This is a genomic window from Halovivax limisalsi, from assembly GCF_023093535.1.
In the GTDB taxonomy this organism is placed as follows: domain Archaea; phylum Halobacteriota; class Halobacteria; order Halobacteriales; family Natrialbaceae; genus Halovivax; species Halovivax limisalsi.
Map to the genome: position 1 here is coordinate 3,609,888 of NZ_CP095757.1, position 23,074 is coordinate 3,632,961.

Annotated in this window: 23 protein-coding genes; 7 read left to right on the forward strand and 16 right to left on the reverse strand. The window is 66.9% G+C overall.

What is annotated here, in order from left to right; all coding sequences use genetic code 11:
* Positions 1 to 49: 49 nt before the first annotated feature.
* Both MXA07_RS16770 and MXA07_RS16775 read left to right on the forward strand, forming a co-directional pair.
* Positions 50 to 1,006: a succinylglutamate desuccinylase/aspartoacylase family protein gene (locus tag MXA07_RS16770; protein ID WP_247729742.1), complete on the forward strand. Its 957-nt coding sequence runs from the start codon at positions 50 to 52 to the stop codon at positions 1,004 to 1,006.
* Positions 1,006 to 2,226, forward strand: a complete 1,221-nt coding sequence (locus tag MXA07_RS16775) for a pyridoxal-phosphate dependent enzyme (protein WP_247729743.1) — start codon at positions 1,006 to 1,008, stop codon at positions 2,224 to 2,226. The genes MXA07_RS16770 and MXA07_RS16775 overlap by 1 nt, the downstream gene beginning before the upstream one ends.
* 245 nt (positions 2,227 to 2,471) lie before the next feature.
* On the opposite strand, the gene MXA07_RS16780 is transcribed toward MXA07_RS16775, so the two are convergent.
* Positions 2,472 to 2,909, reverse strand: a complete 438-nt coding sequence (locus tag MXA07_RS16780) for a DUF6653 family protein (protein ID WP_247729744.1) — start codon at positions 2,907 to 2,909, stop codon at positions 2,472 to 2,474.
* Between the two features lie 167 nt (positions 2,910 to 3,076).
* Between MXA07_RS16780 and argS the strand changes: the two genes are divergently transcribed.
* On the forward strand, positions 3,077 to 4,855 hold the full coding sequence (gene argS / locus MXA07_RS16785) for an arginine--tRNA ligase (RefSeq protein WP_247729745.1): 1,779 nt from the start codon (positions 3,077 to 3,079) through the stop codon (positions 4,853 to 4,855).
* 94 nt (positions 4,856 to 4,949) lie between these two features.
* Here the strand turns inward: argS and MXA07_RS16790 are convergent, their stop codons facing one another.
* Together MXA07_RS16790 and MXA07_RS16795 are read right to left on the reverse strand one after the other, a co-directional pair.
* Positions 4,950 to 5,357, reverse strand: coding sequence for a DUF7344 domain-containing protein (locus MXA07_RS16790; protein ID WP_247729746.1), 408 nt, complete (start codon positions 5,355 to 5,357; stop codon positions 4,950 to 4,952).
* A 144-nt stretch (positions 5,358 to 5,501) separates the two neighbouring features.
* Positions 5,502 to 6,437: a MinD/ParA family ATP-binding protein gene (locus tag MXA07_RS16795; protein WP_247729747.1), complete on the reverse strand. Its 936-nt coding sequence runs from the start codon at positions 6,435 to 6,437 to the stop codon at positions 5,502 to 5,504.
* Between the two features lie 152 nt (positions 6,438 to 6,589).
* Between MXA07_RS16795 and prf1 the strand changes: the two genes are divergently transcribed.
* Together prf1 and MXA07_RS16805 are read left to right on the forward strand one after the other, a co-directional pair.
* Positions 6,590 to 7,849, forward strand: a complete 1,260-nt coding sequence (gene prf1, locus MXA07_RS16800) for a peptide chain release factor aRF-1 (protein ID WP_247729748.1) — start codon at positions 6,590 to 6,592, stop codon at positions 7,847 to 7,849.
* Between the two features lie 122 nt (positions 7,850 to 7,971).
* Complete coding sequence (locus tag MXA07_RS16805) at positions 7,972 to 9,795, forward strand: bacterio-opsin activator domain-containing protein (RefSeq protein ID WP_247729749.1); 1,824 nt, start codon at positions 7,972 to 7,974, stop codon at positions 9,793 to 9,795.
* 2 nt (positions 9,796 to 9,797) lie between these two features.
* Here MXA07_RS16805 and MXA07_RS16810 read toward each other — a convergent pair whose 3' ends face one another.
* The 3 genes from MXA07_RS16810 to MXA07_RS16820 all read right to left on the reverse strand — a co-directional run bounded on the left by MXA07_RS16810 (position 9,798) and on the right by MXA07_RS16820 (position 11,268).
* Positions 9,798 to 10,187, reverse strand: a complete 390-nt coding sequence (locus MXA07_RS16810; RefSeq protein WP_247729750.1) for a DUF6276 family protein — start codon at positions 10,185 to 10,187, stop codon at positions 9,798 to 9,800.
* Positions 10,188 to 10,253: 66 nt separating this feature from the next.
* Positions 10,254 to 10,967, reverse strand: coding sequence for a V-type ATP synthase subunit D (locus MXA07_RS16815; protein ID WP_247729751.1), 714 nt, complete (start codon positions 10,965 to 10,967; stop codon positions 10,254 to 10,256).
* A gap of 97 nt (positions 10,968 to 11,064) precedes the next feature.
* Positions 11,065 to 11,268: a zinc ribbon domain-containing protein gene (locus MXA07_RS16820; RefSeq protein ID WP_247729752.1), complete on the reverse strand. Its 204-nt coding sequence runs from the start codon at positions 11,266 to 11,268 to the stop codon at positions 11,065 to 11,067.
* A 57-nt stretch (positions 11,269 to 11,325) separates the two neighbouring features.
* Here MXA07_RS16820 and MXA07_RS16825 point away from each other — a divergent pair, with 57 nt between their 5' ends.
* The gene (locus MXA07_RS16825) at positions 11,326 to 11,538 is read left to right on the forward strand and encodes a DUF8143 family protein (RefSeq protein WP_247729753.1); all 213 of its coding nucleotides are present in this window, start codon (positions 11,326 to 11,328) and stop codon (positions 11,536 to 11,538) included.
* 271 nt (positions 11,539 to 11,809) lie between these two features.
* On the opposite strand, the gene MXA07_RS16830 is transcribed toward MXA07_RS16825, so the two are convergent.
* The 8 genes from MXA07_RS16830 to ahaH all read right to left on the reverse strand — a co-directional run bounded on the left by MXA07_RS16830 (position 11,810) and on the right by ahaH (position 20,005).
* Positions 11,810 to 13,234: an ATP synthase subunit B gene (locus MXA07_RS16830; RefSeq protein WP_247729754.1), complete on the reverse strand. Its 1,425-nt coding sequence runs from the start codon at positions 13,232 to 13,234 to the stop codon at positions 11,810 to 11,812.
* Between the two features lies 1 nt (position 13,235).
* Positions 13,236 to 14,999, reverse strand: coding sequence for an ATP synthase subunit A (locus tag MXA07_RS16835; protein WP_247729755.1), 1,764 nt, complete (start codon positions 14,997 to 14,999; stop codon positions 13,236 to 13,238).
* Positions 14,999 to 15,325 carry a V-type ATP synthase subunit F gene (locus tag MXA07_RS16840; protein WP_247729756.1) on the reverse strand — a complete coding sequence of 109 codons (327 nt, stop codon included), beginning with the start codon at positions 15,323 to 15,325 and terminating at the stop codon, positions 14,999 to 15,001. Before MXA07_RS16840 ends, MXA07_RS16835 begins: the two co-directional genes overlap by 1 nt.
* Positions 15,322 to 16,374, reverse strand: a complete 1,053-nt coding sequence (locus MXA07_RS16845) for a V-type ATP synthase subunit C (RefSeq protein ID WP_247729757.1) — start codon at positions 16,372 to 16,374, stop codon at positions 15,322 to 15,324. Before MXA07_RS16845 ends, MXA07_RS16840 begins: the two co-directional genes overlap by 4 nt.
* A complete protein-coding gene (locus MXA07_RS16850) occupies positions 16,371 to 16,952 on the reverse strand; it encodes a V-type ATP synthase subunit E (protein WP_247729758.1) in 582 nt (193 codons plus the stop codon). The genes MXA07_RS16845 and MXA07_RS16850 overlap by 4 nt, the downstream gene beginning before the upstream one ends.
* 15 nt (positions 16,953 to 16,967) lie before the next feature.
* Positions 16,968 to 17,228, reverse strand: coding sequence for a hypothetical protein (locus MXA07_RS16855; RefSeq protein WP_247729759.1), 261 nt, complete (start codon positions 17,226 to 17,228; stop codon positions 16,968 to 16,970).
* 190 nt (positions 17,229 to 17,418) lie between these two features.
* The gene (locus tag MXA07_RS16860; RefSeq protein WP_247729760.1) at positions 17,419 to 19,686 is read right to left on the reverse strand and encodes a V-type ATP synthase subunit I; all 2,268 of its coding nucleotides are present in this window, start codon (positions 19,684 to 19,686) and stop codon (positions 17,419 to 17,421) included.
* Positions 19,673 to 20,005 (reverse strand): ATP synthase archaeal subunit H, encoded by a 333-nt coding sequence (ahaH, locus tag MXA07_RS16865; protein WP_247729761.1) that lies wholly within the window; start codon positions 20,003 to 20,005, stop codon positions 19,673 to 19,675. The genes MXA07_RS16860 and ahaH overlap by 14 nt, the downstream gene beginning before the upstream one ends.
* A 177-nt stretch (positions 20,006 to 20,182) precedes the next feature.
* Between ahaH and MXA07_RS16870 the strand changes: the two genes are divergently transcribed.
* Positions 20,183 to 20,803, forward strand: coding sequence for a methyltransferase domain-containing protein (locus MXA07_RS16870; protein WP_247729762.1), 621 nt, complete (start codon positions 20,183 to 20,185; stop codon positions 20,801 to 20,803).
* Between the two features lie 81 nt (positions 20,804 to 20,884).
* On the opposite strand, the gene MXA07_RS16875 is transcribed toward MXA07_RS16870, so the two are convergent.
* Both MXA07_RS16875 and MXA07_RS16880 read right to left on the reverse strand, forming a co-directional pair.
* The gene (locus MXA07_RS16875; RefSeq protein WP_247729763.1) at positions 20,885 to 21,361 is read right to left on the reverse strand and encodes a type IV pilin N-terminal domain-containing protein; all 477 of its coding nucleotides are present in this window, start codon (positions 21,359 to 21,361) and stop codon (positions 20,885 to 20,887) included.
* Between the two features lie 171 nt (positions 21,362 to 21,532).
* Positions 21,533 to 22,741 carry a DUF7096 domain-containing protein gene (locus MXA07_RS16880; protein WP_247729764.1) on the reverse strand — a complete coding sequence of 403 codons (1,209 nt, stop codon included), beginning with the start codon at positions 22,739 to 22,741 and terminating at the stop codon, positions 21,533 to 21,535.
* Positions 22,742 to 23,074 lie beyond the last annotated feature (333 nt).

The following is a 23,074-nucleotide window of genomic DNA, read 5'->3' on the forward strand; positions in this document are numbered from 1 at the left end:
CTGAGAGACGACCGAACCAGTAAAGACACGCGCCCACATCGATTCGGCCATGACGACGTTCGGAACGGCGGAGGCGGCACCCGGCGAGGTCGACACGGGTCGACTCGAAGTCGGCGAGACGAGGGACGGCTCGCCGTTCGGGCTGCCGGTGGCCGTGATCGAGGGGGCGGAAACGGGGAAGACGCTCTACCTCCAGGCGGCGAGCGACGGCGACGAGCTGAACGGGGTGGGCGTCCTCCGGCGGGTGATCCCGCAGCTCGATCCGGCCGACATTTCGGGAACGATCCTCGCCGTCGGGATCGTCAACTACCACGCCTTCCAGGTGGCCGAGCACCGGAACCCGATCGACGACCGGAAGATGAATCGCACCTACCCGGGCGACTCCGACGGGAGTTCGAGCGAGCGCATCGCCGCGGCGACGTTCGAGGCCGCGACGAACGCCGACCTGATCCTCGACCTTCACCAGGGCTCGACGAGCCGGATGATCGACGAGGTCAGGGTGCGCTGCGGGAAGCGCCATCGCCTCCACGACGCGTGCCTGGAACTCGCGCGGGTCTTCGGCGCGGGGTATATCCTCGACCAGAAGGGGCCGGAGGGTCAGCTCGCCCGCGCGGCGCCCGACGAGGGCGTGCCGACGGTCGACCCGGAACTCGGCGGCTGCGTCGGGTGGGACGAGACGAGCATCCAGGTCGGCGTCGAGGGCGTGTTCAACGTCCTCCGACACTACGGCTTCCTGGAGGGGTCGGCGATAGCAGCCGACCAGACCCGCGCGAGCGACTTCGAGCAGTACAAGAGCCCCGCCGGCGGGCTCGTCGACCTCGCCTGCGACCTCGGCGACGAGATCGAACCGGGCCAGGTCCTCTTCGAGGTGACGACGCCGTTCGGCGAGCCGAAGGCGACCGTGCGCGCCGAGACCGAGGGGATCCTCTGGCGAACTCGCCGGCTCCCGCAGGTCGCGAGCGGCGAGTACGTCTGCTCGGTCGGAACCGAGGTGGACGCGGTCTGATGGCGACCGATCTCCGCTGTCCCGACTGCGGGGCCGTCTATCGGGCGGGGCCGGCCGAACCCTGGCGCTGCGGCTGCGGACACGCCCTCGAGTACGTCGACCGACCCTTCCCGGAGGGCCAGCCCCGGTCGCTCACCTCGCTCGATACCTCGCCGGGGCTCTGGACGTTCTTCGAGTTCCTGCCGATCGAGGTCGGCGTCACGCTCGGCGAGGGGATGACGCCCGTCGTGGAGGCGCCCGACTGGGGCGTCGACTTCAAGCTCGAGTACGTCTTTCCCACGGGCTCGTTCAAGGATCGCGGCGCGACGACGACGCTCTCGCGCGCGCTCGAAGTCGGCGTCGAGAAGGTGATCGAAGACTCGTCGGGCAACGCCGGCGCCGCGATCGCCAGCTACGCGGCCCGGGCGGACATCCCCGCGGACATCTACGTCCCGGCGAACGTCAAGCAGTCGAAGCTCATGGCCATCCAGCGCGTCGACGCCCGCCCGGTGCGCGTCGAAGGATCTCGGGAGGACGTCACCGCCGCCTGCGTCGACGCCGTGGAAGGCCGAAGCGAGGGGAACGGGACCGCCGCGGAACCCGCCGAGACGGGGGCCGCCGACGAGACTCGTCCACTCGACGAGCGAGATCCGGACGGCCACCCCGACGCGCCGTACCAGCAGGGCCCCGGCTGGTACGCCTCACACGCCTGGAACCCCGCGTTCTACGCCGGGACGATGACGTTCGCCCTCGAAGTCGCCGCCCAGCGCGGGTGGACGGCGCCCGACGCCGTCGTCGCCCCGATCGGCCACGGCACCTTGTTCCTCGGCGCCTACCGCGGCTTCGAACTGCTCACCGACGCGGGGATCATCGATCGCATCCCGCGGATGATCGGCGTCCAGACGGTCGGCTACGACCCGATCGTCCACGTCGTCGACGGCGAGCGGATCGTCGAGGACGACGAGGACCGCGCCGACATCGCCGACGGCATCCAGATCCGCGAACCCGCCAGAGGGGGCCAGATCGTCGAGGCGATCGAGGACAGCGGCGGGACGGCGATCGGCCTCGGCGAAGGGCCGATCGAGAACGCCCTCGACCGGCTCCACCGCGACGGCTTCTACGTCGAACCGACGAGCGCGGTCGCCCCCGCCGCCCTCGCGCACCTGCGCGAACTGAGCTACCTGGAGGATGACGACGACGTCGTCGTCCCGCTGACCGGCTCGGGGCTGAAGACGCTCTAGTCGCATAGACAGGGGTCACAGTCACGTTCGTCGACCCTGTTTCGCCGCGGGGACCAACACTACCTGTCGACGACGATCCACGACCTGTTGACGATCATCCGATGGTCTCCCGACAGATAGTCGGAGGACAGAAGCCGAATTGGACCTCGCGGATCGCGGATGGAGTGGTGCCGACGAAATCCGACTCGTCAGCCACAGTATCGTCCGAAGCTGCAGTTCGCTACCGCCTGCGATTGGTCAACGAGTCACTCGGCCATCTCCACGTCGTACCGGCGGACGAGACTCCCAACGTGCCAGAATTTCAACATCATAGACGCCAATCCACCAAGCGTTGCTCGAATCGGCTGTTTCCGATACGCGGAGACAGCTGCGTACCCCGTCACCGGAACGTTGAGCAGGTTGAGTACGTTCGGATACGATACCCCAATCACCCGCTGTTCTTGCTCTTCCGTCCACCACCGTTCGGCAAGTACAACCCTGGTCATCCACGCATCGTTCTTCTTCGGAGACGAGAATAGCAGCGGATTGATCGCCGTAAATACTACGGTAATACCTGCGAGTTTCCAATTTCGATGATAGAGTGCATAGAGAAGAGCGGGGAGCACGAGTACACGACTCCAGCCGCTTTTCGGATTCGAGTGTCGCTCCCAGAAGGCTTCCTCAAACTCCTCAAGTGAGGGCATACCGAGAGAGTGGGGTACTAGTAGTAAATATATTCGGCAATATACCACTCCGATAGATAGTCTGTGAACAGCCTGTGCTGACCTAAATGGGACGAGGGACGTCGCTAACTGAGGGGTACCCGCCCGAACCCGACATTCCTATACCCGCGCCCCGAAAACGGGGCGATATGTTCCCAGCGCTTCGCGACGAGGTCGCGTCGGCCCTCGAGGCGGCGCTCGCCGCCCGCGAGTTACCGACCGACGACCTCGGCATCGAGGAACCGCCGGACGACGTCGAGAGCGTGCTCGCCTCGAGCGTCGCCTTCCGGCTCGCCGGCGTGGTCGGGGCCGCGCCGCCCCGGGTCGCCGCCGAGCTGGCCGACGAGATCGACCCTGACGAGCTGACGCTCGTCGACCGCGTCGAAACCCAGGGGCCGTACCTCAACTTCCTGCCGAGTGCGGCCTACTACGCCGAGACGCTGGACGCGGCGACCGAGTCGACCTACGGGCGCCGTCCCGACCGCGGAGAGTCGGTCGTCGTCGAGCACACGAGCGCCAACCCGACGGGGCCGGTCCACGTCGGGCGCGCCCGCAATCCGATCATCGGCGACGCCGTGGCGAACGCGCTGGACTACGCCGGCTACGACGTCGACCGGCACTACTACGTCAACGACGCCGGCCGCCAGATCGCCGTCTTCACCTGGGCCTACGAGACGTTCGACGAGAGCGACCTCGGCGAGCCCGACCGCGAGAAGGCCGACTACGACCTCGTCCGCTACTACCGCGAGGGCAACGCGTTCCTCGAGGACGCCCCCGAAGAGGAAGTGGAAGCCGCCGAGGCCGAGATCGAATCGATCATGCAGGGGCTCGAAGCGGGCGAGGAGGCGACCTACGAGCGGGTGAGCGAGGTCGTCGACCGGGTGCTCGAGGGGATGCGCGAGACGCTGTCTCGCCTGCCCGTCACCTTCGACGAGTTCGTCAAGGAGACGCGATTCATGCGCGACGGCTCGACCGACGACGTTGTGGCCCGCCTGCAGGACCTCGACGAGGCGTTCTACGAGGACGACGCCTGGCAACTCGATCTCTCGGCGTTCGGGATGGAGAAGCCGTTCGTCTTCCTGCGGGCCGACGGCACGTCGCTGTACACGACCCGCGACGTCGCCCACCACGAGTGGAAGTTCGATCAGTACGACCGTGCGGTCACCGTCATCGGCGAGGATCACGAGCTCACGTTCGACGAGCTGCGAAAGACGCTCGAACTCCTCGGGCACGACACCGACCCGCTCGACCAGCTATTTTACTCCTGGGTGAACCTGCCCGGCGGCGAGGGGATGAGCACCCGGGCGGGAACCGGGATCGACCTCGACGACCTGCTCGACGAGGCGGTTTCCAGAGCCCGCGGGGAGGTCGAAGACCGCCTCGACGATCGCATTCGCGACGACGATCTCACGGAGGCCGACGTCGAGCGCATCGCCCGCCAGGTCGGGATCGGCGCCGTCAGATACGACATCGTCGCGAAACAGCCGACGAAGGCGATCACCTTCGAGTGGGATCGCGCGCTCGACTTCGAGGCCCAGTCCGCGCCGTACGTCCAGTACGTCCACGCCCGCTGCTGTGGTATCCTCGAGGAGGCGGACGCCGATCCGGCGGCCGATCTCTCGGACCTCGCCGACGACGTCGATGCCACCACTCTCGAGACGCCGGAGGAACGCGACCTGCTCGAAGTCATTGCGCGCTTCCCGCGGGTGATCGAGACGGCCGCCGACGACCTCGAACCCCACCGCGTCGCGACCTACACGCGGGAATTCGCGGAGACGTTCAACGCGTTCTACCGGGAGTGTCCGGTGCTTTCGAACGACGTGGACGAGGAGACGCGGGCCGCACGGCTCGCACTGGTCGCCGCGTCGAAACACACTATCGCGAACGCGCTCGACGTCCTCGGCGTCGCGGCCCCGCGCTCGATGTGACGGCGGAAATCGAGAGAGAGAGAGAGAGAGAGAGAGAAGCTGACGAGAGCGAGGGTGTGTCCGACCGATCGAACAGGGCCGACGGCGGACGTGCTCAGAGACGGTCCGAGGAGCCGACGGAGACGGAGCGATCCGAGGAGTGGCGGGGACGTTCGGTCTCTCGCTCGTGCTCGCCGAGCGATTCGAGGTACCGGATCACCGCCTCGTACCGGTCGCTCCTGACGACGTCGCCGGAGCGGCGATCCCACTCGACGATGTCGTGGTCGGCCAGTCGGGGGAGGTGATTGTGGACCAGTTCGAGCCGTTTGGTTCTAATCCGCTCACCGCTGGGCGTCTGCGGCGGCGTCGATTCCTGCGCCGAGCGGACCGATTCGATGGCGAGTTTGGTCGCGAGGCCGTGGATCGACCAGACCGGTTGGATCTCGAACCAGGAGAGGACCCGACGACGGTCAAGGTCCGAGAGGAGTCCGAACGCGCCGGTCGGGTCGATGGGGGAATCCATACGCCTAGGGATCCGCGTATCACCCCTTAATATTACGCCAAATTCTTTAGGGAGAACGGGCGCGGGATCCGGTACTACAATCTCCGCCCGGTCGGCGCACCCGACGACCGGCAGTGGTGCGAGTCGCAGTGATAGACGGTGCCATCACGAATCGGCTTCGGCGTCGGTGATCGCGGCCGAGACGTCGTCGCTCGAAGCATCATCGTCCGTTGGGGCATCGGTCGTCGCGCCATCCTCTGGTGTCTCATCGTCCGTCGTGTCACCATCCGGTGCGTCGTCGTCCGTCGAATCCGTTCCCGGCGACCCGCCGGTCGACGAGTCGTCCGTCGAAGTGTTCGGTGCGTCGGCGCCCGAGCCGTCGGTTTCGAGTTCGTCGCCGGCCAGCGTCGACGCGAGGGTTCGGTAGGCGGTCGCGGCCGGGCTCTCGGGGTCGTGGACGACCAGTGGCGTGCCGGCGTAGAGGCTGGCCCGGACAGCGGTGTCTTCCGGAATCGCACCGAGCAAGTCAACGTCGAGCCGGGAGGCGATCTTTTCGGCCGGGACGTCCCCGGAGGGGTGCGTCCTGGTCACCAGGAGACCGGCGAGCTCGCCGTCGACGCGGTCGACGAGGTCGATCGTCTTCGCGGCGTCCTGGATCGCCGCGGGTTCAGGCGTCGCGACGATGACGACGGCGTCGGCCAGGCCCAGCGGGAGGACGGTCTCGTGGCTCACGCCGGCGCCGACGTCGAGCAGGACGTAGTCGGCGTCCTCGCGCAGCGTGTCGACGACGTCGCCGAGTCCCTCAGGCGCGGTCGCCGCGTACTCCGAGAGGTCGTTGCCGCTGGGCACGCCGACGATGTTCTCCGCGAGGCGGTAGGTCGCCTCCTCGACGGTGGCCTCGCCGGCGAGCACGTCGTGCAGCGTCGCGGATCCGGGCGAGAGGCTGACGAATCCGGCCAGGTTGGCCATCCCGAGATCGGCGTCGACGATGGCGACGCGCGCGCCGGCGCCCGCGAGTGCGGTCCCGAGGTTGACCGTGGTCGTCGTCTTGCCGACGCCCCCTTTCCCGCTCGCGATCGCGTACACCGTCTCCTGGCCCATATAGGTGGAGACAATGGCGGGACCACCTAAATCGTTGCGACCCGTCCGACGCCTGGCAGACGGTCGTCACCTCGCCGTCGACCCGCCCGCGAAACCGACACTCGGCTGCCGTGTCAACAGGTACTTAGCCCTCGCTCCGTTTCGCTTCGACAATGAGCAGGGAGGCCCAGGAGGACCAATCCGACCGGAAGAAGTACGAATTCCGGAAGGTGATCGAGGACCTCAAAAACTACGAGGGCTCCGGGACACAGCTGGTGACGATCTACGTCCCCGACGATCGGCAGATCTCGGACGTCGTCGCGCACGTCACGCAGGAACACTCCGAGGCGGCGAACATCAAGTCGAAACAGACGCGGACGGCCGTCCAGGACGCCCTGACCAGCATCAAGGATCGGCTCAAATACTACAGCACCTACCCGCCGGATAACGGGATCGTGCTCTTCTCCGGCGCCGTCGATTCGGGCGGCGGACAGACGGAGATGGTCACCCGCGTCCTCGAGAGTCCGCCCCAGCCCGTCGAGTCGTTCCGCTATCACTGCGACTCGAACTTCCTCACCGAGCCGCTCGAGGAGATGCTGGCCGACCAGGGCCTCTACGGCCTCATCGTCCTCGACCGGCGGGAGGCGAACGTCGGCTGGCTGAAGGGCAAGCGCATCGAACCGGTCAAATCCGCCTCCTCGCTCGTCCCGGGCAAGCAGCGCAAAGGGGGCCAGTCAGCCCAGCGATTCGCCCGGCTGCGACTCGAGGCGATCGACAACTTCTACCAGGAGGTCGCCGGCATGGCGAACGACCTCTTCGTCCCCAAACGCCACGACATCGAGGGCATCCTCGTCGGCGGCCCCTCCCCGACCAAGGAGGAGTTCCTCGACGGCGACTACCTCCACCACGAACTGCAGGATACGGTCATCGGCAAGTTCGACGTCTCCTACACCGACGAGTCGGGACTCCGGGAACTGGTCGACAACGCCGAGGAGGCGCTTGCCGACGCGGAGGTGATGAAGGACAAGCGCCAGATGGAGACCTTCTTCGAGGAGCTCAACGCCGGCGAGCTGGCGACCTACGGCTTCGAGCAGACCCGACGGAACCTCGTGATGGGATCGGTCGAGACGCTCCTGATCAGCGAGGACCTCCGCAAGGACGTCGTGAGTTACGAGTGTCCGGAGTGTGGGACGACGGATCGCGAGGTGCTCGACCGGCGCAAAGCGACGACCGCCCACACCTGCAGCGACTGCGGAACGGAGCTCGACGCCGACGACGCCGATCGCGAGGACGCCATCGAACACCTCATCGAGATCGCCGAACAGCGCGGCACCGAGACGAAGTTCATCTCGACGGACTTCGAGAAGGGCGAGCAGCTCTACGACGCGTTCGGCGGGTTCGCCGGGATTCTCCGGTACTCGACCGGCGTCTGAGCGTCGGTCGAGGGCCCAACTCGGTCGGCGTCGCCGAATCCCCCGGCGTCGGTACTCGACCGACGACCCGGTGCAGTTCCGCCGGCGGAATTATTTTACGGGCGACCGTGTACGATACCCGTATGGCATCGCCGACGGTCGAGGACGGCATCTACGCGGAGACGCTCGCGGTGTTCGAATCGGCCGGCGGCGACGGCGAACCGCTCACGACCCCGGAGGTCGCGGACGCGCTCGGAGTCGACCGACGCACGGTCTACGCGCGCCTGGAACGACTGGCCGACGCGGGCGAGCTGAACACGAAAAAGGTCGGCGCCGGCGGACGCGTCTGGTGGCGGCCACCCGACTCGGACGGGGCCGGCCGACCGGACCCGTTCGATCCGGATCCCGCGTCCGCGGTACTCGAGGCGATCTGTCACCCTGCGCTGGCAACGGACGCGTCGGGCGTGGTGACCTGTGCCAACGAGGCGTTCTGCGAGCGGTTCGACTTCGAACGCGATGCGCTCGTCGGAACGGACTTCGAGCGGCTCGCGGACACGGAAGCGGCCGACGAAGGGCCGGCGATCGGGCGATCGGACGGCGTGGACGCCGAAACCGCATCACGGCGGGTCGACCTCGTCGGAGGTGACGGGACCGCAGTGCCCGTCGACGTGTCGACGTTCCCCGCGTCGACCGACGACGGAACCGGGACGGCGGCGATCCACAGACTGCGCGAGGCGACGGATCGAACCGACGACCGGTCCGAATTCGCGATACGAACCGACGTGCAGGCGGCCGTGATCGACATCGTCGATTCGATACTGTCGTGTACGACGCGGGCCGGGATCGAGGAGGCGGTCTGTACGGGGCTGGCCGAGGCGGACGCCTACGCGGCCGCGTGGATCGCCGAAGTCGACCCCGACGACCAGACGCTCAATCCCCGCGTCGAAGCCGGGTCGTCGGGGTACGCCGACGCCGTCGAGATCTCGATCGATCCTTCGACCGAGATCGGCCAGGGCCCCGCCGGGCGGGCCGTCAGGACCAGAGAGACCTGCGTCTGTCGCGACATCGTCGCCGATCCGACGTTCGAACCCTGGCGAGCGCTCGCCCGGGACCGCGGCTTTCGGTCGGGGGCCGCCGTCCCGATCGTCCACGACCCGACGCTGTACGGGACGATCATGCTCTACGCCACGCGCGAGGGAGCCTTCGACGTCGCGGAACGGCGGCTCGTCACGCAACTCGGCGAGATCGTCGGCTACGCCATCGCGACCACCGAGCGCAAACGCGCGATGCTGAGCGACGAACTCGTCGAGATCGGCTACCGGAGTCGACGATTCCTCGAACGCGTCACAGACGGGGATCCGGTCGACGGTGTCGCCGAGCTCGAACGAATCGTCCCCGTCGGCGACGGCACGTACCTCGTCTACGGCCGCGCGCGGAGCGGCGGGATCGAGGCTATCGACCGACTCGTCGAGGCGGAGTCGGCCCCCCAGTTCGACGACTACGCCGTCCTGTCGGTCGACGAGACCGAGTCGCACTTCGAGTTGCGGCTCGCGGACCCGCCGATGGCCTGCGTCGTCTCCGAGGCCGGCGGCTCCTTCGAAGCCGCGCGCATCGTCGACGGCGACCTCTCCGTTACGGTCCACTTACCGCCCGGAAGCGACATCCAGCGGGTTACGAGCGCGATGCAGGCGGCGTATCCGCACCTGGAACCGATCACTCGAAAGCAGCGAACGAGACGCGCGCCGGAGACGGCATTCGACGCGTCGCTCCTCGAAACGGCGCTGACCGACCGGCAACGGGCCGCGCTCGAAGCCGGCTACGCCGCCGGCTTCTTCGAGTGGCCGCGCGATTCGTCGGGCAAGGAGGTCGCCGCCTCGCTCGACATCAGCCCCGCGACCTTCCACCAGCACGTCAGGACGGCCGAACGCAAGCTCCTCGACGAACTGTTCGACGATCGGGCGGGCTGATACTAGTACAGCAGGCTCTCCAGTTTGTCGCGACGGCGTTCGAGGTCGACAGCTGGCTCGACACCCGGATCCGCGACGAGGCGATCGATTACGAGCAGCGGATCCACGCCCGCGCGTTCGGCCGCCTCGAGCGCCGATTCGAGTTCGCGGCGGTTGTGCGCGAGCGAGTCGACGAGCGAGAGGACGAGCGCCATGGCGACACCGCCCTCGCCGGGGGGAAACGAGTCGCTGACGCGGGAGAAGTCCGGTACCTTGGGCGGCGGCGACGCGACCGGCTCGACGGTCAGGCAGGTCGGACAGATCGCGGCGGCTCCTGCCGACTCCGGCGCCAGCGAGCGACGCGACTCTCGGACGGTAAAGATGACGGGATCGGCGTCACAGGAACAGGACATCGGAAGTTGGTTCGGGTGAGTAGCGGCTCAGTCGCGTTCGGTCGGGTGGGCGCCTCCAGCAGGCACTCAGTCGCTGCCAGCCGCGGTCTCCTGAACGTCGGCGGCGACGAACGGGTCTTCGTCCGCCTCGGCGGCCTCCTTCTCGGCGTCCTCCTCGGCCTCCTTCTTGTCTTTGATCTTCTTCATGCGGAAGATCTCCTCGCGTTCCTGCTCTTCGAGTTTCTGCTCGATGTACTCCTTGCTCTCGTAGAGGTCGGGCAGGAGTTTGAACTCGAGCGCGTTCACGCGACGCTTCGTCGTCTCGATCTCCTCGAGCATCTTCTTCATCGCCGTCTCGACCTCGGCGGCGAGGATGATGCTCTCGAGGAGGTCCTCGTATGCTTCCGCGGCCTCGTCGATGCGCGCGGAGGTGCCCATGATCCCGTAGCCGCGCTGGTCGAGGCTCTTCGAGACCCGCGAGGATTCGATCTGCGGGACGACGACGCCCATGATGTTCTTCGACTCGGTGGTGATCTCGGGGTGTTCCTGCAGCGCCGCCGCGGCGCCGCGAACGGCGACGTCGCCCTCCATCGCGCGGGCCATGTTGATCTTGCGCTGGGCCGCCTCGTAGTCCTCCGTGAGTTCGCCGCGGACGTCCTGGGCCCGGTCGAGGATGTCCATGAACTCCATGATGAGGCCGTCCCGTTTCTTCTCCAGGGTGCCGTGGCCCCGCTCGGAGAGGTCGATGCGATCTTCGATCGCCATCAACTCCTTGCGGGTCGGTTTGACGTCGGTGGCCATCTTGGGGAGAGCTTTCGCTCCCAGGCGGATAACTGTTTTCAGATGCGGTCGCCGGGGCCAACCGGGCGGCCTCGCCGTCCCAATCCGCCGGTCGGACTCACCCCAGAAACAGATCGATCATGTTGCCCGAGGACTGGCCCCGATACAGTTCGGAGTACCCACAATTCGTGCAGCTGACGACCTGGAAACTCCGGTTCTGGATGTCGAACATCTTCGAGAGGCCGCCGCCCGTGGTCGAGATCTCGTCGGTTTCGGTCTCCGTGTGGCCGCACTTCGGACAGCCGCGGTCGCCGTCGTGCATGGCCGACGGTTCCGGCCGAAGAATAAAGTACTTGTTGTTTCGACGTCACGTTTGCGTATGGCCGCCGTCATCCTCATCGCGCTCGTCCTGTCGATCGCCGCGTTCGTCGGGCTGTGGTGGGCCATCGAACGCGAAACGTCGAATCCGACCGTGATGGACCGCGAAACGGCGGAACGACGGGCGATGGAACGCGGTGGGCGCGGAGACGAAACCGGATCGAGTACGGACCGGACCGCCGACGAGGACGGTGACGACGTCGGCTGGGACTAGGACGACCGTCCGACCCGGCTCGCGACAAGAGCCATCGACCGGTTACCGGCCGACGATGCTGGGTGCGGGCCGTTCGCCCGACATCCCAGATCGCTCACAACTCGCCGGCGAACGGGAGCAGACCACCGCCTGGTGTGCGACGAGGTCGCGTACCGAAGCTGGACTCCGCACTACGATCGAAGGCAGTGCGAGCGAGTTACGGCACGCGAATCGAACGAGAGAGTCGCGAAATCGAGCCACGAAAACGGACGCCAATACGACCGACCAGCTATCAGTCCGCGGACGCCTCGACCGCCTCGCCCTCGTCGCCGACGTAGTACTCGTCGATGGCCTCCTGGTCGACGCGGTTGAGTTCCTCCGGCGGGAGCATCGAGAGCAGGTCCCAGGCGACGTCGAGGGTCTCCTCGATCGACCGGTTGGTGTCGAAGCCCTGCTGGACGAACTCCGTCTCGAAGCGATCCGCGAAGTCGAGGAACTGGTTGTCCCGATCCGACAGCGCCTCGCGACCGACGATGTTCACGAGGTCGCGCAGGTCCTCGCCCTCCGCGTACGCGGCGTAGAGCTGGTCGGAGACGTCGCCGTGGTCCGCGCGGGTCAGCCCTTCGCCGATCCCGTCGTCCATCAGCCGGGACAGGCTCGGCAGGACGTTGATCGGCGGCTCGATCCCCTGCGAGTTCAGCGACCGATCGACGATGATCTGACCCTCGGTGATGTAGCCCGTCAGGTCGGGGATCGGGTGCGTAATGTCGTCGGAGGGCATCGTGAGGATCGGAATCTGCGTGACCGAGCCCTCCAGGCCCTCGATCCGACCCGCCCGCTCGTAGAGCTGGGCCAGGTCGGTGTACATGTACCCGGGGTAACCGCGGCGACCCGGGACCTCCTCGCGCGCGGCGCCGATCTCGCGCAGCGCCTCGCAGTAGTTGGTCATGTCGGTGAGGATGACCAGCACGTGGTAGTCCTTCTCGAAGGCGAGGTACTCCGCGGTCGTCAGCGCCAGTCGCGGCGTGACCGTCCGCTCGACGGCGGGGTCGTCCGCGAGGTTCATGAAGACGACCGAGCGCTCCAGCGCGCCGGTGCGCTCGAAGTCCTCCATGAACTCGTTGGCCTCCTCCTGGGTGATCCCCATCGCGCCGAAGATCACCGCGAACTCCGAGCCCTCGTCGTCTCCGTCACCGCCTTCGTCTTCCTCCGGCACGGACGCCTGGCGGGCGATCTGCAGCGCCAGGTCGTTGTGCGGCAGGCCCGACCCCGAGAAGATCGGGAGCTTCTGGCCGCGCACGAGCGTGTTCATGCCGTCGATGGCCGAGACGCCCGTCTGGATGAACTCCTCTGGGTACTCCCGGGAGTAGGGGTTGATCGCCTCGCCGACGATGTCCTGGCGCTCGTCCGGAACGATCTCCGGACCGCCGTCGATCGGGTTGCCGGAGCCGTCGAGCACCCGCCCGAGGAGGTCCTCGGTGACGGGCATCTTCATGGTCTCGCCGAGGAAGCGAACCGACGCGTTGCGGTCGATCCCCTCGGTTCCCTCGAACACCTGGATCGCGACGAGCCCCTCGCTCGACTCCAGAACCTGCCCGCGCAGCGTCGCGCCGGCGGGCGTCTCGATCTCGACCATCTCGTCGTAGCCGACGGGCTCGTCGACCTCGGCGAACACCAGCGGACCGCTGACTTCGGTGATCGTCTGGTACTCTTTCATGTTAGTACAACCCCCGTAGCTGCTCGGCGAGGTCAGATTCGAGTTCGTCGATGAACTCGTCGTACGCCTCGGCCGTCCCCATTCGATTCAGGCGCGGTGCGGCCTCGATATCCTGGATCTCGTCGACCGGGACGCCGGCGTCGAGCGCCTCGAACGCCTCGTCGTTGAACGTCTTGATCGCCTCGAGCATCCGGTAGGTCTTCTCCGGTTCGCAGTAGGTGTCGACGTCGTGGAGGGCGTTCTGCTGTAGCCACGCCTCGCGGAGATAGCGTGCGACTTCGAGGGTGAGCTGCTGGTCCTCCGGCAGGGCGTCCTTCCCGACCAGCTGGACGATTTCCTCGAGCTCGGACTCCTCGTCCAGCGTGTCGACCGCCCACTGGCGGGTCTCCGGCCAGTCGCCGGCGACGTTGTCGGTGAACCAGGGGTCGAGCTGACTGCGATACAGCGAGTAGGACTCGTCCCAGTTGATCGCCGGGAAGTGCCGGCGCTCGGCCAGATCGGCGTCCAGCGCCCAGAACGTCTTCACGATGCGCAGCGTGTTCTGGGTGACCGGCTCGGAGAAGTCCCCGCCCGGCGGCGAGACGGCGCCGACGACCGAGATCGATCCCTCGCCGCCGTTCTGGAGCTCGAAGCGCCCGGCGCGCTCGTAGAACTCCGCCAGTCGCGCGGCCAGGTAGGCCGGGTAGCCCTCCTCGCCGGGCATCTCCTCCAGCCGGGAGGAGATCTCGCGCATGGCCTCGGCCCACCGCGAGGTGGAGTCGGCCATCAGCGCGACGTCGTATCCCATGTCGCGGTAGTACTCCGCGATCGTGATCCCCGTGTAGATGCAGGATTCGCGCGCCGCGACGGGCATGTTCGACGTGTTGGCGATGAGGCAGGTCCGGGCCATCAGCGGGTTCCCGGTCTGGGGGTCCGGCAGTTCCGGGAAGTCCTCGATGACCTCGGTCATCTCGTTGCCCCGCTCGCCGCAGCCGATGTAGACGACGATGTCAGCGTCGGACCACTTGGCCAGCTGCTGCTGGGTGACGGTCTTGCCCGAGCCGAACGGCCCCGGAATCGCGGCCGTCCCGCCCTTCGCGAGCGGGAACAGGCCGTCCTGGATTCGCTGGCCGGTGACCAGCGGGTCCGTCGGGGTCCGCTTCTCGGCAGCCGGGCGCGCCTGGCGCACCGGCCACTCCTGATGCATCGAAATTTCTTCGCCGCTATCGAGTTCGACGACCGTCTCCTCGACGGTGAACTCGCCGGACTCGACGGCGACGACCTCGCCGCCCTCGGAGTCGGGCGGCACCATCACCTTGTGGTCGATGGTGACCGTCTCGGGGACGGTCCCGACGACGTCGCCCGGTTCGACCGCGTCGCCTTCCGAGACCTCGGGGTCGAACGTCCAGGTCTCGTCCAGGTCGATCCCCGGCGCGTCCACGCCGCGATCCAGGAACGCCGATCCCATCTTCTCCTCGAGGGCGTCGAGCGGACGCTGGACGCCGTCGTAGATGGAGTCGAGCATCCCCGGTCCGAGGTCGACGGAGAGCGGTTCGCCCGAGTTCTCGACGGGTTCGCCGGGGCCGACCCCCGAGGTCTCCTCGTAGACCTGGATCGTGGTCTCGTTTCCTTCGATCTCGATGACCTCGCCCATCAGTCCTTCGTCGCCCACGTAGACGACATCGTTCATCCGGGCGTCGAGGTCCGTGGCGGTCACGACGGGACCGCTCACGCTGTCGATGACACCGTCCTCCTGGACGGTCTCCGTGTCTGTTGCCTGACTCATTAGTCTTCTTCCTCCATCAGGTCGATCCCGATCGCACGTTTGATCTGCTCGCGCAGTCCGCTGCCGCCGGTCCCGCTGCCGATCGTGACGACGACCGGTTCGACGCTCGTCTCGACGCGTTGCCGCACGCCGCGGGAGAGGTGCTCGACGTCGTCGTCGTGCATGACGACGATGCCGACGCCGTCGTCCTCGAGAACGGTCTCGACCGCGTCGTCGAGATCGTCGTCCTTCTGGTCGTCCGGCACGTTCTCGAACCGTCTGACGCCGGCCAGCCGGAATCCGGTCGTAAACTCCGCGCTGCCGACGACGGCGATTTCCTGGCTCATAGGACCACCAGTTCGTTCTCGATCTCGTCTTCGGAGAGGCCGACCTCGCGACCGCGGGCGATCGCGCGGATGTTCTCGACCTCCCGCTCCTTCGCGAGGATGTACGAGAGGACCGCCGAGACGGATACCGGATAGATGCTCGAAAGACGGTCGGAGTACTCCAAGAGCGCCGCGTCCAGCGCGTGCTCGAACTGGATGAGACTGTCGGCCTCGCGCAGCCGATCGAGCGCCGTCGAGAGTCGATCGCCGTAGGTCGGATCCTCGGTGATGTGGGTCACGAGGGCCTCGCGATCGTTGACCAGTCGACGCAGCTCCGCTTCCGTGAAGAGGTCGCCGCCCTCGATGTAGAACTCCGCGGGATCGAGGTCGGCGCCGCTGCGGGCCAGCCGGAGCGCGTTCCGGGCGTTCCGGAAGTCGATCTCGGCCTGCAGGAACTCGACGTACATGGCCTCGGGACCCTCCTGCGGGCGACCGAGGTCCGCGAGCAGGCGCTCGTAGAACGTCCGGTCGAGCGCGTTCTCGAGCGGGACGAGCGTGCCGGTGTCGTCGTACTCCTCGTAGGCCGCAGAGAGCGCATCGTAGAAGATCGTCCGGTTGAGCAGCTCGATCGCGTCCTCGATGTCGTCGACTTCGACGAGCCGGTCGAGGAGCGCGTCGTCGAGTTCGCCCGCGCGGATGAGGTCCGTCCGGATCTCCTCGGCGGGCGTGTCGGTGTAGATCCCGCGCAGGATCGTCTTGACGTTCCAGACGTCGAACTTCCGCAGGTAGCGCGCGATCAGGTCGTAGAGTCGCCCCTCCGACCACTCGAGCAGGTCGTCGAAGTGTTTCGCCAGATTGCGATTCAGCGCGTACTCGATGAGATCCACGCCCGAGAATCGCGTCCCGAGCTGGTTGATCTCGTCCTCGTACTCGCGTTCCTCCATGAACCGCGCGATGCCGCTCGGCCCCATCCGGATCAGCTTCCGGTAGTCCTCGTCCGCGAACAGCGTCGCTCTCCGCGTTCGGACGCGGGCGTTGACGAACTCCGGATTCGAGGCACTGGCACTCATTGCTCGAACAGTCGTTCGCTGATCTCGCGCAGGTTCTCCTCCCAGACGTCCTCGAGGATCGAGTCGAACGTGTTGTTGACCCGGACGCGGGAGCCCTCGCTCTCGACGACGACGCCGCCGAGGCAGTCGCGTTCGCCGGCCACCTCGTAGCCGTCGTAGTCGTCGACGATCGATTCCAGGAGCTCGCGGTCGTCGGCGCGGCCGTAGACGCGGACGGCGTCGCCGGACTCGAACTCCTCGCTTGCAGCCGAAAGCAACGTCCGGGTCAGCTCCTCGCGCGTGTCGCCTTCGAGGGCGGCCAGTTCCGCCTCGACGGCCTCGCGAACGTCACCCAGCACGTCGCGTCGCGCTTCGAGACGCTCCTGCTTGGCCTCGAGTTCCGCGCTGGAGAGTCGCTGCTCGCGCAGCTGCTCGATCTCGCGGTCGGCCTCCCGCTCGGCCTCCTCGCGGATCGCGTCGGCGTCGTCCTCGGCGTCGGCGACGATCTCCTCGGCGCGCCTTTCGCCCTCCTCGCGGATTTCCTCCGCACGCGCGTGGGCTTCATCTCGGATGTCCGCTACGACAGTATCCAAACTCATTGTGAAGTCCGCCGGTTAAGGCATCAAGAAGATGATGACGATGGCGAAAATGACGAGCGTCTCCGGCAGCACTGTCATGACGATGCCCGGGACGAACATGTCGCGGTCCTCGGCGATGGCGCCGACTGCCGCGGCACCGATCCCCCGCTCTGCGTAGCCGGAGCCGAGCGCCGCGAGGCCGACGGCGATCGCCGCCGCCGCGTTCGCATCATACGTGTTAGACTCTGCAGCGGTCGTGAGGGCAGTACTTGCGAAGTCGGGTAGGTTTTCGATCATGGTTTGCTGAAGTCCGTACGTTCAGTTGGCTGTGAACAGTCGTACCTGACGGTGGACACCCCATAAATCCCTCGAAAGAAATCGACACCGCTAAAAGCTGGGTCGCCGATTTTCGGCAGAATTTAGCCTGCGGACCGACCGCTATTTTCACGCGTCGCGATCGGTCCCGCGGCCGAACGAAACCGACGGTTCAGTCGGCCGCCGGAGCGCCGTCGCGGCCGAACGGCTCGTACTCCTCGCCGCCGCCCTCGTAGAACTTCTGGAAGAACTCGACGTACTCCAGGCGCAGCATCTGGATCCCGGCTGCGGTGATGCCGAGCATGAGGACGAGGACGTGCCCGAGAACGAACACGAGCACGCCGCCGAGGACCGCGATCACCGCGGTCGCGCCGTCGCCCATGTGCATCAGCCCTGGGAACGTCTGTTCGTAGCCGCTGACGTCGTAGGTGGGGTAGTTGAAGACCGTCGAGCCGTGGTCCTCGTAGGCACCCCAGACGAGCAGGTTGACCGCGAACGCCATCCCCGCCTTCGCGAGGAGGACGGCCGTCAGCCGCAGGTACGAGAGGACGTGGCCGAACATGTAGGCCGGCGCCTCCGCGATGCCGGCGATCCCCTCGCCGATACCGACCATGACGAGTCCGCCGAACATCGCAACCAGACCGATGATGCCGACGGTCTCGGAGAAGCCGGTAAAGCCGAGGGAGAACGCCTCCATGGCGTACAGCGGACTCCCCTCGCCGAAGAGCAGATCGGGCTTTTGCCCGCCGAGATGCCTGCTGAAGATCCAGACGAACAGCCCGTTCATCGCGAGGATCCACGAGAGTTTCTCGTAGACGGCCGCCTTCAGCCCGTGGCCGAGCTCGTTGAAAAAGCCCATGATGAGCCCCAGGTTGAGGTGGACCAGGCCGAAGATGATGGCCACGACGATCCAGAACCGGGCCCACTCGGTGATCAGCAGCCCCTTCGCGAGCGAGCCCTCGAGCGGCAGCTGCGTGAACGCCTCGCTGAAGTTGTACAGGTGGGTCCCGAACGCCTCGCCGTACAGATAGCCGAAGATCATCGTCGAGGCTCCGGCCCAGATGCCGATCGTCCCGAGGGCCTTGCCCGCGTCCGAGTCGAACGCCCGCCAGACGCCGTAGCCCATCGCCATGTAGAGCAGGCCGTAGCCGATGTCGCCGATCATAAAGCCGAATGCGATGGGGTAGGTCAGGAAGACGAGGAAGGTCGGGTCGAGCTCGCTGTACTTTGGCTGGCCGACCATCTTCACCAGCATTTCGAACGGTCGCGCCGGCGAGAAGTTGTCGAGAACGACCGGCGGATCCTCGTCCATCGTCACCGCGCCAGCGGATCCGGCTGCGGCCGATCCGGTCGTTCCGCCGTCGGTCGCTTTGACCGGTTCGGCGTCGTCCTCCGCGGCCGATTCCGGCGATTGCGGTTCGCGGTCGCCGGCCTCCGAGCGATCCTTCGCGTCCGGTTCGCCGGTCTCGTGTTCCTCGTGGCCGTGGTCGCTGTAGTCCGCGATTTCGAGTTGTTCGATCTCGACGCGGTCGCCGACGGTGTCGCGAAGGCCGGCCTCGAACGCGTCGTAGCGCTCGGCCGGGATCCAGCCCTCGGCGACGAACGCCCGCTCGGTCGTCGCGAACCGAAGCGGCGCCTCGGCCCGTTCGACGTCGGTCGTCAGTTCCGTCTCGACGCGACGCAGGAACGGCCCCGTCTCGGCGGCGATCTCGGCCAGTTCCTCGTCGATCTCGGTCACGTCGGACGCGAGTTCCTCGCGTTCGGCCTCCAGCTCCTCGAGGTACGCAGACGGCGTCGAGTCGACCTCGGGCACCTCGTAACTCGAGAACTCGACGCTGACCAGCGCGTCGGCGATCAGGCCCTCCGTGTCGGCCGCGCGCGGCCGACCGCTGGACGCGGGCGCTGCGGCGATGGCGACGACGTCGCCCCCGACGAAGGTCTCGTACGCGTCGATCTCGTCCGCGGCGTCGAGCTCGGCTTCGATCTCGCGGACGTCGCCCTCGCCGACGACGAGGTCGATGCTCTCGTAGCCCGAGAGGAGTTCGAGGTCGATCCCGAGTTCGGCGAACGGCTCGAGGCGGTCGATCCGATCCTCGACCCGGCGGAGTCGCTCTCGCCGCTCGCTCCGTCGGTCGTCGAGATCGTTGACGCGGACCCGGAGCGCTTCGAGGCGATCCACCCAGTCGTCGGGCAGGGTCGCCTGGGGGTCGACTTCGTCCGGGTCGACCTCGAGCGTGCTCTCGAGCGCGCGGACGGTGACGAGATGTTCCGAGGCTTCGTTTGCGCCCTCGATCGGGTCGCCGTTCTCGAAGCCGGCCCAGGAGCCGTCGTAATCGGAGAGGTGGACGAGCCCCAGTTCGTGGACGGTCTCGATGACGGTGGGCATGACTGCCCGCGAACCCGTCACCGACACCTTCGCCATCTTCTCAGGCCTGAACATCGACGTCCTCCTCGAACAGGGTTACGACGTGGTCGACCACCTCGTCGACCCGTTCGCGGGCGCCGTCGGCGAGCGCCTCGCGTTCGGCCTCGCCCTCGCGGAGGATGCGCTCGCACTCGGCGTCGATCTCCGCCCGGGCCTCCTCGAGGCGCGTTTCTTTGCGTTCGCGCGCCTCGCGTTCCGCCTCGGTGCGGATCTCCTCGGCGCGCTCCCGGGCCTCGGCGATGCGTTCGTCCCGATCGTCTTCCGCCTCGGCGACGATCTCGTCGGCCTCCGTCTCCGCCGACTGTATCCGGTCGAGAACCTCTGGCCTCGGCATAGTCGAATCACGCGAAACTGGACCGGCGGCGTATAAGGTAGTTGCGAAACCCGCTCGGCCACGTGACGGGCGGCTGGTAGCTTCAACGACGCTGCGGCGAGACTCCCCGCGCGGTCGGCGCGGACGCGCCACCGTCGATCAGCAGACATATTGGGCGGGCCGGACAGTGTCCGGACGATGGGTATCCTGGAGAACAAGCGGCGGGCGCGACTCTTCTACAAGTACCTCTCGCGGGTCTACGATCGGGTGAACCCCTTCGTCTGGAACGAGGAGATGCGCGCCGAGGCGCTCGACCTGCTCGACCTCGAACCCGGGTCGACGGTCCTCGACGTCGGCTGTGGGACCGGGTTCGGGACGGCGGGCCTGCTCGAACACGTCGATCACGTCCACGCGCTCGATCAGAGTCCGCACCAGCTCGAACAGGCCTACCGGAAGTTCGGCAAGACCGGCCCGGTCTCCTTTCACCTCGGCGACGCCGAACGCCTCCCGTTCGCGACGAACACCTTCGACGTGGTCTGGTCGTCCGGGTCGATCGAGTACTGGCCCCAGCCGGTCAGGACGCTCCGGGAATTTCGGCGCGTCCTCGTCCCCGGCGGCCAGGTGCTCGTTGTCGGGCCGAACAACCCGGAGAATACTGTACTGCGGAAGCTCGCCAACGCGATCATGCTCTTTTACGACGTCGAGGAGGCCGACCGCATGTTCGCCGCCGCCGGCTTCGAGGACGTCGAACACGTCCGCATGGGGCCCTCCTACGAGCCGAAGGTCGCCATCACGACGGTCGGCCGGGCTCCCGAATAGGTCGGCTGTACCTCCGGTGTATGTCGGCAGCCCCCGCGCCAGTCGGCCGCTCCGTCGACGAGCCCGATCCACCAGTCGCCCTCACGTCGCCGTCGTCTCCAGGGTCGCGATCGTCCGGCCGTCCGTCGTCTCGACCGTCGCGACGACGCGGTCGCCCGAGTCGATCGGCGGTTCGTTGGTCGCAGCGACCCGAAAGCCGGCGGATTCGCCCGGGTGCCAGCTCGGATCGGCCCGGCTGTTGAACGGACCCGTGGGCCCGCCCTCGAATCCGTTCGTCTGAAAAAACGGGACCGGCGGTTGATCGGCGAGCGGCGTTCCCTCGACGGTGACGGTGACGTCGATCGCGGTCACGTCGAGGGGGTCCCCGTGGTGATGGGCGAACTCGAACGTGTGAGTCTCGCTGTCGACCGTCAGGTCGAGGGCGGCGTTCGGCGCCGGTTCGACCGGGTCGATCGAGGTGATCGTGACCGCGGCGACGCCGGCGAGACAGACCGTGAGGGCGAGCAGACACAGCACGCCGACGATCGGTGCGATCGAGCGCTGATCGGTGGGAGGCACGGACACCCCTCGCCCCGGCTTCGTACTTCAACGCTCGGTCGCGTGCGCCGTGGCTCCTGAGGGGGCCATCAGTCGTTCGAGAGCGGCCGTTGGTCCCGTCGTGCGAGCAGCCGATCGCGGCCCGGTCGAGTCCGTAAGGCCTGTTTCCAACCGAACCGGTCGAGCGGGACCTCAATCGAGTTCGTCGAGCGTGATCGAGCCGGCGTCGGTTTCGACGATCAGTTCGTACTCCCCGGCGGGTTCGACGAGCCAGGTCCGGCCGTCGTCGAGTTCCGCGATCACCTGCTCGTCCGACGTGATCGTCCCGTCGACCGGCACACCCGTGACGGCGTCGGTGACGTTCAGGACGAGTAGTTCGCCGCCCGCCGACGCGTTCACGGAGACGTTCAGCTCGCCGTTCCCCCAGGTTCCCCGTTCGACCTGCGGAAGCGAACTCAGAGTCAGTTCCTGGTTCTCCCTGAATATCTCGCCGGTACCGCCGTCGAGATAGGTGTTGAGTAGCCCCTGTTTGTGAATTGTAACGAAGCGGTGAAGCTGGATGGTTGGGTGCGTGTTCCTGAAGGTTCCTTGCTGCTCGGAGTCACCCCCGGTTACCCACGGATACAACTCGTCGAGTCTGGCGTTCGCTTCGCTCTGTTCGTAGTCGTACGGTAACGAGAGGTCGCGGTTGTCGAACCTGACGGCCTCGCGTTTGAACGTCCCCCCATCGATCGTGGCGAGGATGGCTCCGGCCTCACTCGCTCTGACTGCCGTCGGATCCATCGGCTCGGCCCCCGACATCGCATCGAACACGTTCGACCGGACGGGACCCTGGTACAGGCTGAGAAGATCGGTCGGCGTCCGAACCGTGATCGTCGTCCCTTCGACATCGTCCGCGAGATCCGACAGGCGCTCGAAGTGGGACGTCAGCCGTGCCGCCTCGCGATCGTTTCGAGCCATCGTCCGGAGGAGATATGCGGCCGACGCCTCGCCGTTCGCGACGGCGCTGACGGCCCGTTCCTCCCGCGTCTGGAGGACGTCCTGTCGTTCGAGCAGCCGGTCGTGCAGGTCCTCGAGCAGTGCTTCCCGCTCGGCGTCGGAACGAACGGCCCACTCGTACTCGGCTTCGTGGAGGACCCACTCGCTGCGAGCGGCGTCGCCGTGGGAGGCGATCGTCGCTCCCAGATCGGGACCGGGCGTCGTGTACGTCGATTCGGCGGGTTCGTCGAGTCCGAGTCGGGTCGTCGTCTCGTCCGACGGCTGCTGGAGGGCGGCCTGGTCGCCGGACGAGGGCGCCTCGGTTCTGATCGGATCGGCGGTGGGATCGGCTGCCACGATCGCCATCGTCGCGAGGGAGGCGACGAGGAGGGCGGCGATCGCGACGGTGCGCGCGGACCTCATTCGGACGCTCGGTTTCGACCCCAGGTACAAAAACCAGTCGGCATCGAGACACCAGCGACACGATCCGGCGCGTCTCGGCCGGGATGGTCGACCGGGTCGGCCCCGAAAACCGAACGTTCGAGGCCGCTAGGCCGGCACCGGCGTGGTCCGATCCGGCACACCGATAGACCGAACGAGTCGGTCGCGATGGTGGATCGCCCGCCTCCTGCTGGTCCCGTGCCGCCGCGTACCGACTTCTTGGCCCCTCGTCGCGGTCTCAGCGAGGTCCCTCCGACAGACAACACGTCAAAAATCCTCGTATGGAAAGGGTTTTTTGACCCCGGCACACACCGA

Excerpts from the sequence above, each read along its gene's own strand:
- MXA07_RS16780 (WP_247729744.1), bottom strand. The coding sequence starts at position 2,909 with ATGCCCTCACTTGAGGAGTTTGAGGAAGCCTTCTGGGAGCGACACTCG.
- MXA07_RS16880 (WP_247729764.1), bottom strand. The coding sequence starts at position 22,741 with ATGAGGTCCGCGCGCACCGTCGCGATCGCCGCCCTCCTCGTCGCCTCC.
- MXA07_RS16820 (WP_247729752.1), bottom strand. The coding sequence starts at position 11,268 with ATGCACGACGGCGACCGCGGCTGTCCGAAGTGCGGCCACACGGAGACC.
- MXA07_RS16810 (WP_247729750.1), bottom strand. The coding sequence starts at position 10,187 with ATGTCCTGTTCCTGTGACGCCGATCCCGTCATCTTTACCGTCCGAGAG.
- MXA07_RS16840 (WP_247729756.1), bottom strand. The coding sequence starts at position 15,325 with ATGAGCCAGGAAATCGCCGTCGTCGGCAGCGCGGAGTTTACGACCGGA.
- MXA07_RS16795 (WP_247729747.1), bottom strand. The coding sequence starts at position 6,437 with ATGGGCCAGGAGACGGTGTACGCGATCGCGAGCGGGAAAGGGGGCGTC.
- ahaH (WP_247729761.1), bottom strand. The coding sequence starts at position 20,005 with ATGCCGAGGCCAGAGGTTCTCGACCGGATACAGTCGGCGGAGACGGAG.
- MXA07_RS16855 (WP_247729759.1), bottom strand. The coding sequence starts at position 17,228 with ATGATCGAAAACCTACCCGACTTCGCAAGTACTGCCCTCACGACCGCT.
- MXA07_RS16835 (WP_247729755.1), bottom strand. The coding sequence starts at position 14,999 with ATGAGTCAGGCAACAGACACGGAGACCGTCCAGGAGGACGGTGTCATC.
- MXA07_RS16825 (WP_247729753.1), top strand. The coding sequence starts at position 11,326 with ATGGCCGCCGTCATCCTCATCGCGCTCGTCCTGTCGATCGCCGCGTTC.
- MXA07_RS16845 (WP_247729757.1), bottom strand. The coding sequence starts at position 16,374 with ATGAGTGCCAGTGCCTCGAATCCGGAGTTCGTCAACGCCCGCGTCCGA.
- MXA07_RS16770 (WP_247729742.1), top strand. The coding sequence starts at position 50 with ATGACGACGTTCGGAACGGCGGAGGCGGCACCCGGCGAGGTCGACACG.
- MXA07_RS16860 (WP_247729760.1), bottom strand. The coding sequence starts at position 19,686 with ATGTTCAGGCCTGAGAAGATGGCGAAGGTGTCGGTGACGGGTTCGCGG.
- MXA07_RS16775 (WP_247729743.1), top strand. The coding sequence starts at position 1,006 with ATGGCGACCGATCTCCGCTGTCCCGACTGCGGGGCCGTCTATCGGGCG.
- MXA07_RS16830 (WP_247729754.1), bottom strand. The coding sequence starts at position 13,234 with ATGAAAGAGTACCAGACGATCACCGAAGTCAGCGGTCCGCTGGTGTTC.
- prf1 (WP_247729748.1), top strand. The coding sequence starts at position 6,590 with ATGAGCAGGGAGGCCCAGGAGGACCAATCCGACCGGAAGAAGTACGAA.
- MXA07_RS16815 (WP_247729751.1), bottom strand. The coding sequence starts at position 10,967 with ATGGCCACCGACGTCAAACCGACCCGCAAGGAGTTGATGGCGATCGAA.
- MXA07_RS16790 (WP_247729746.1), bottom strand. The coding sequence starts at position 5,357 with ATGGATTCCCCCATCGACCCGACCGGCGCGTTCGGACTCCTCTCGGAC.
- MXA07_RS16870 (WP_247729762.1), top strand. The coding sequence starts at position 20,183 with ATGGGTATCCTGGAGAACAAGCGGCGGGCGCGACTCTTCTACAAGTAC.
- argS (WP_247729745.1), top strand. The coding sequence starts at position 3,077 with ATGTTCCCAGCGCTTCGCGACGAGGTCGCGTCGGCCCTCGAGGCGGCG.
- MXA07_RS16850 (WP_247729758.1), bottom strand. The coding sequence starts at position 16,952 with ATGAGTTTGGATACTGTCGTAGCGGACATCCGAGATGAAGCCCACGCG.
- MXA07_RS16805 (WP_247729749.1), top strand. The coding sequence starts at position 7,972 with ATGGCATCGCCGACGGTCGAGGACGGCATCTACGCGGAGACGCTCGCG.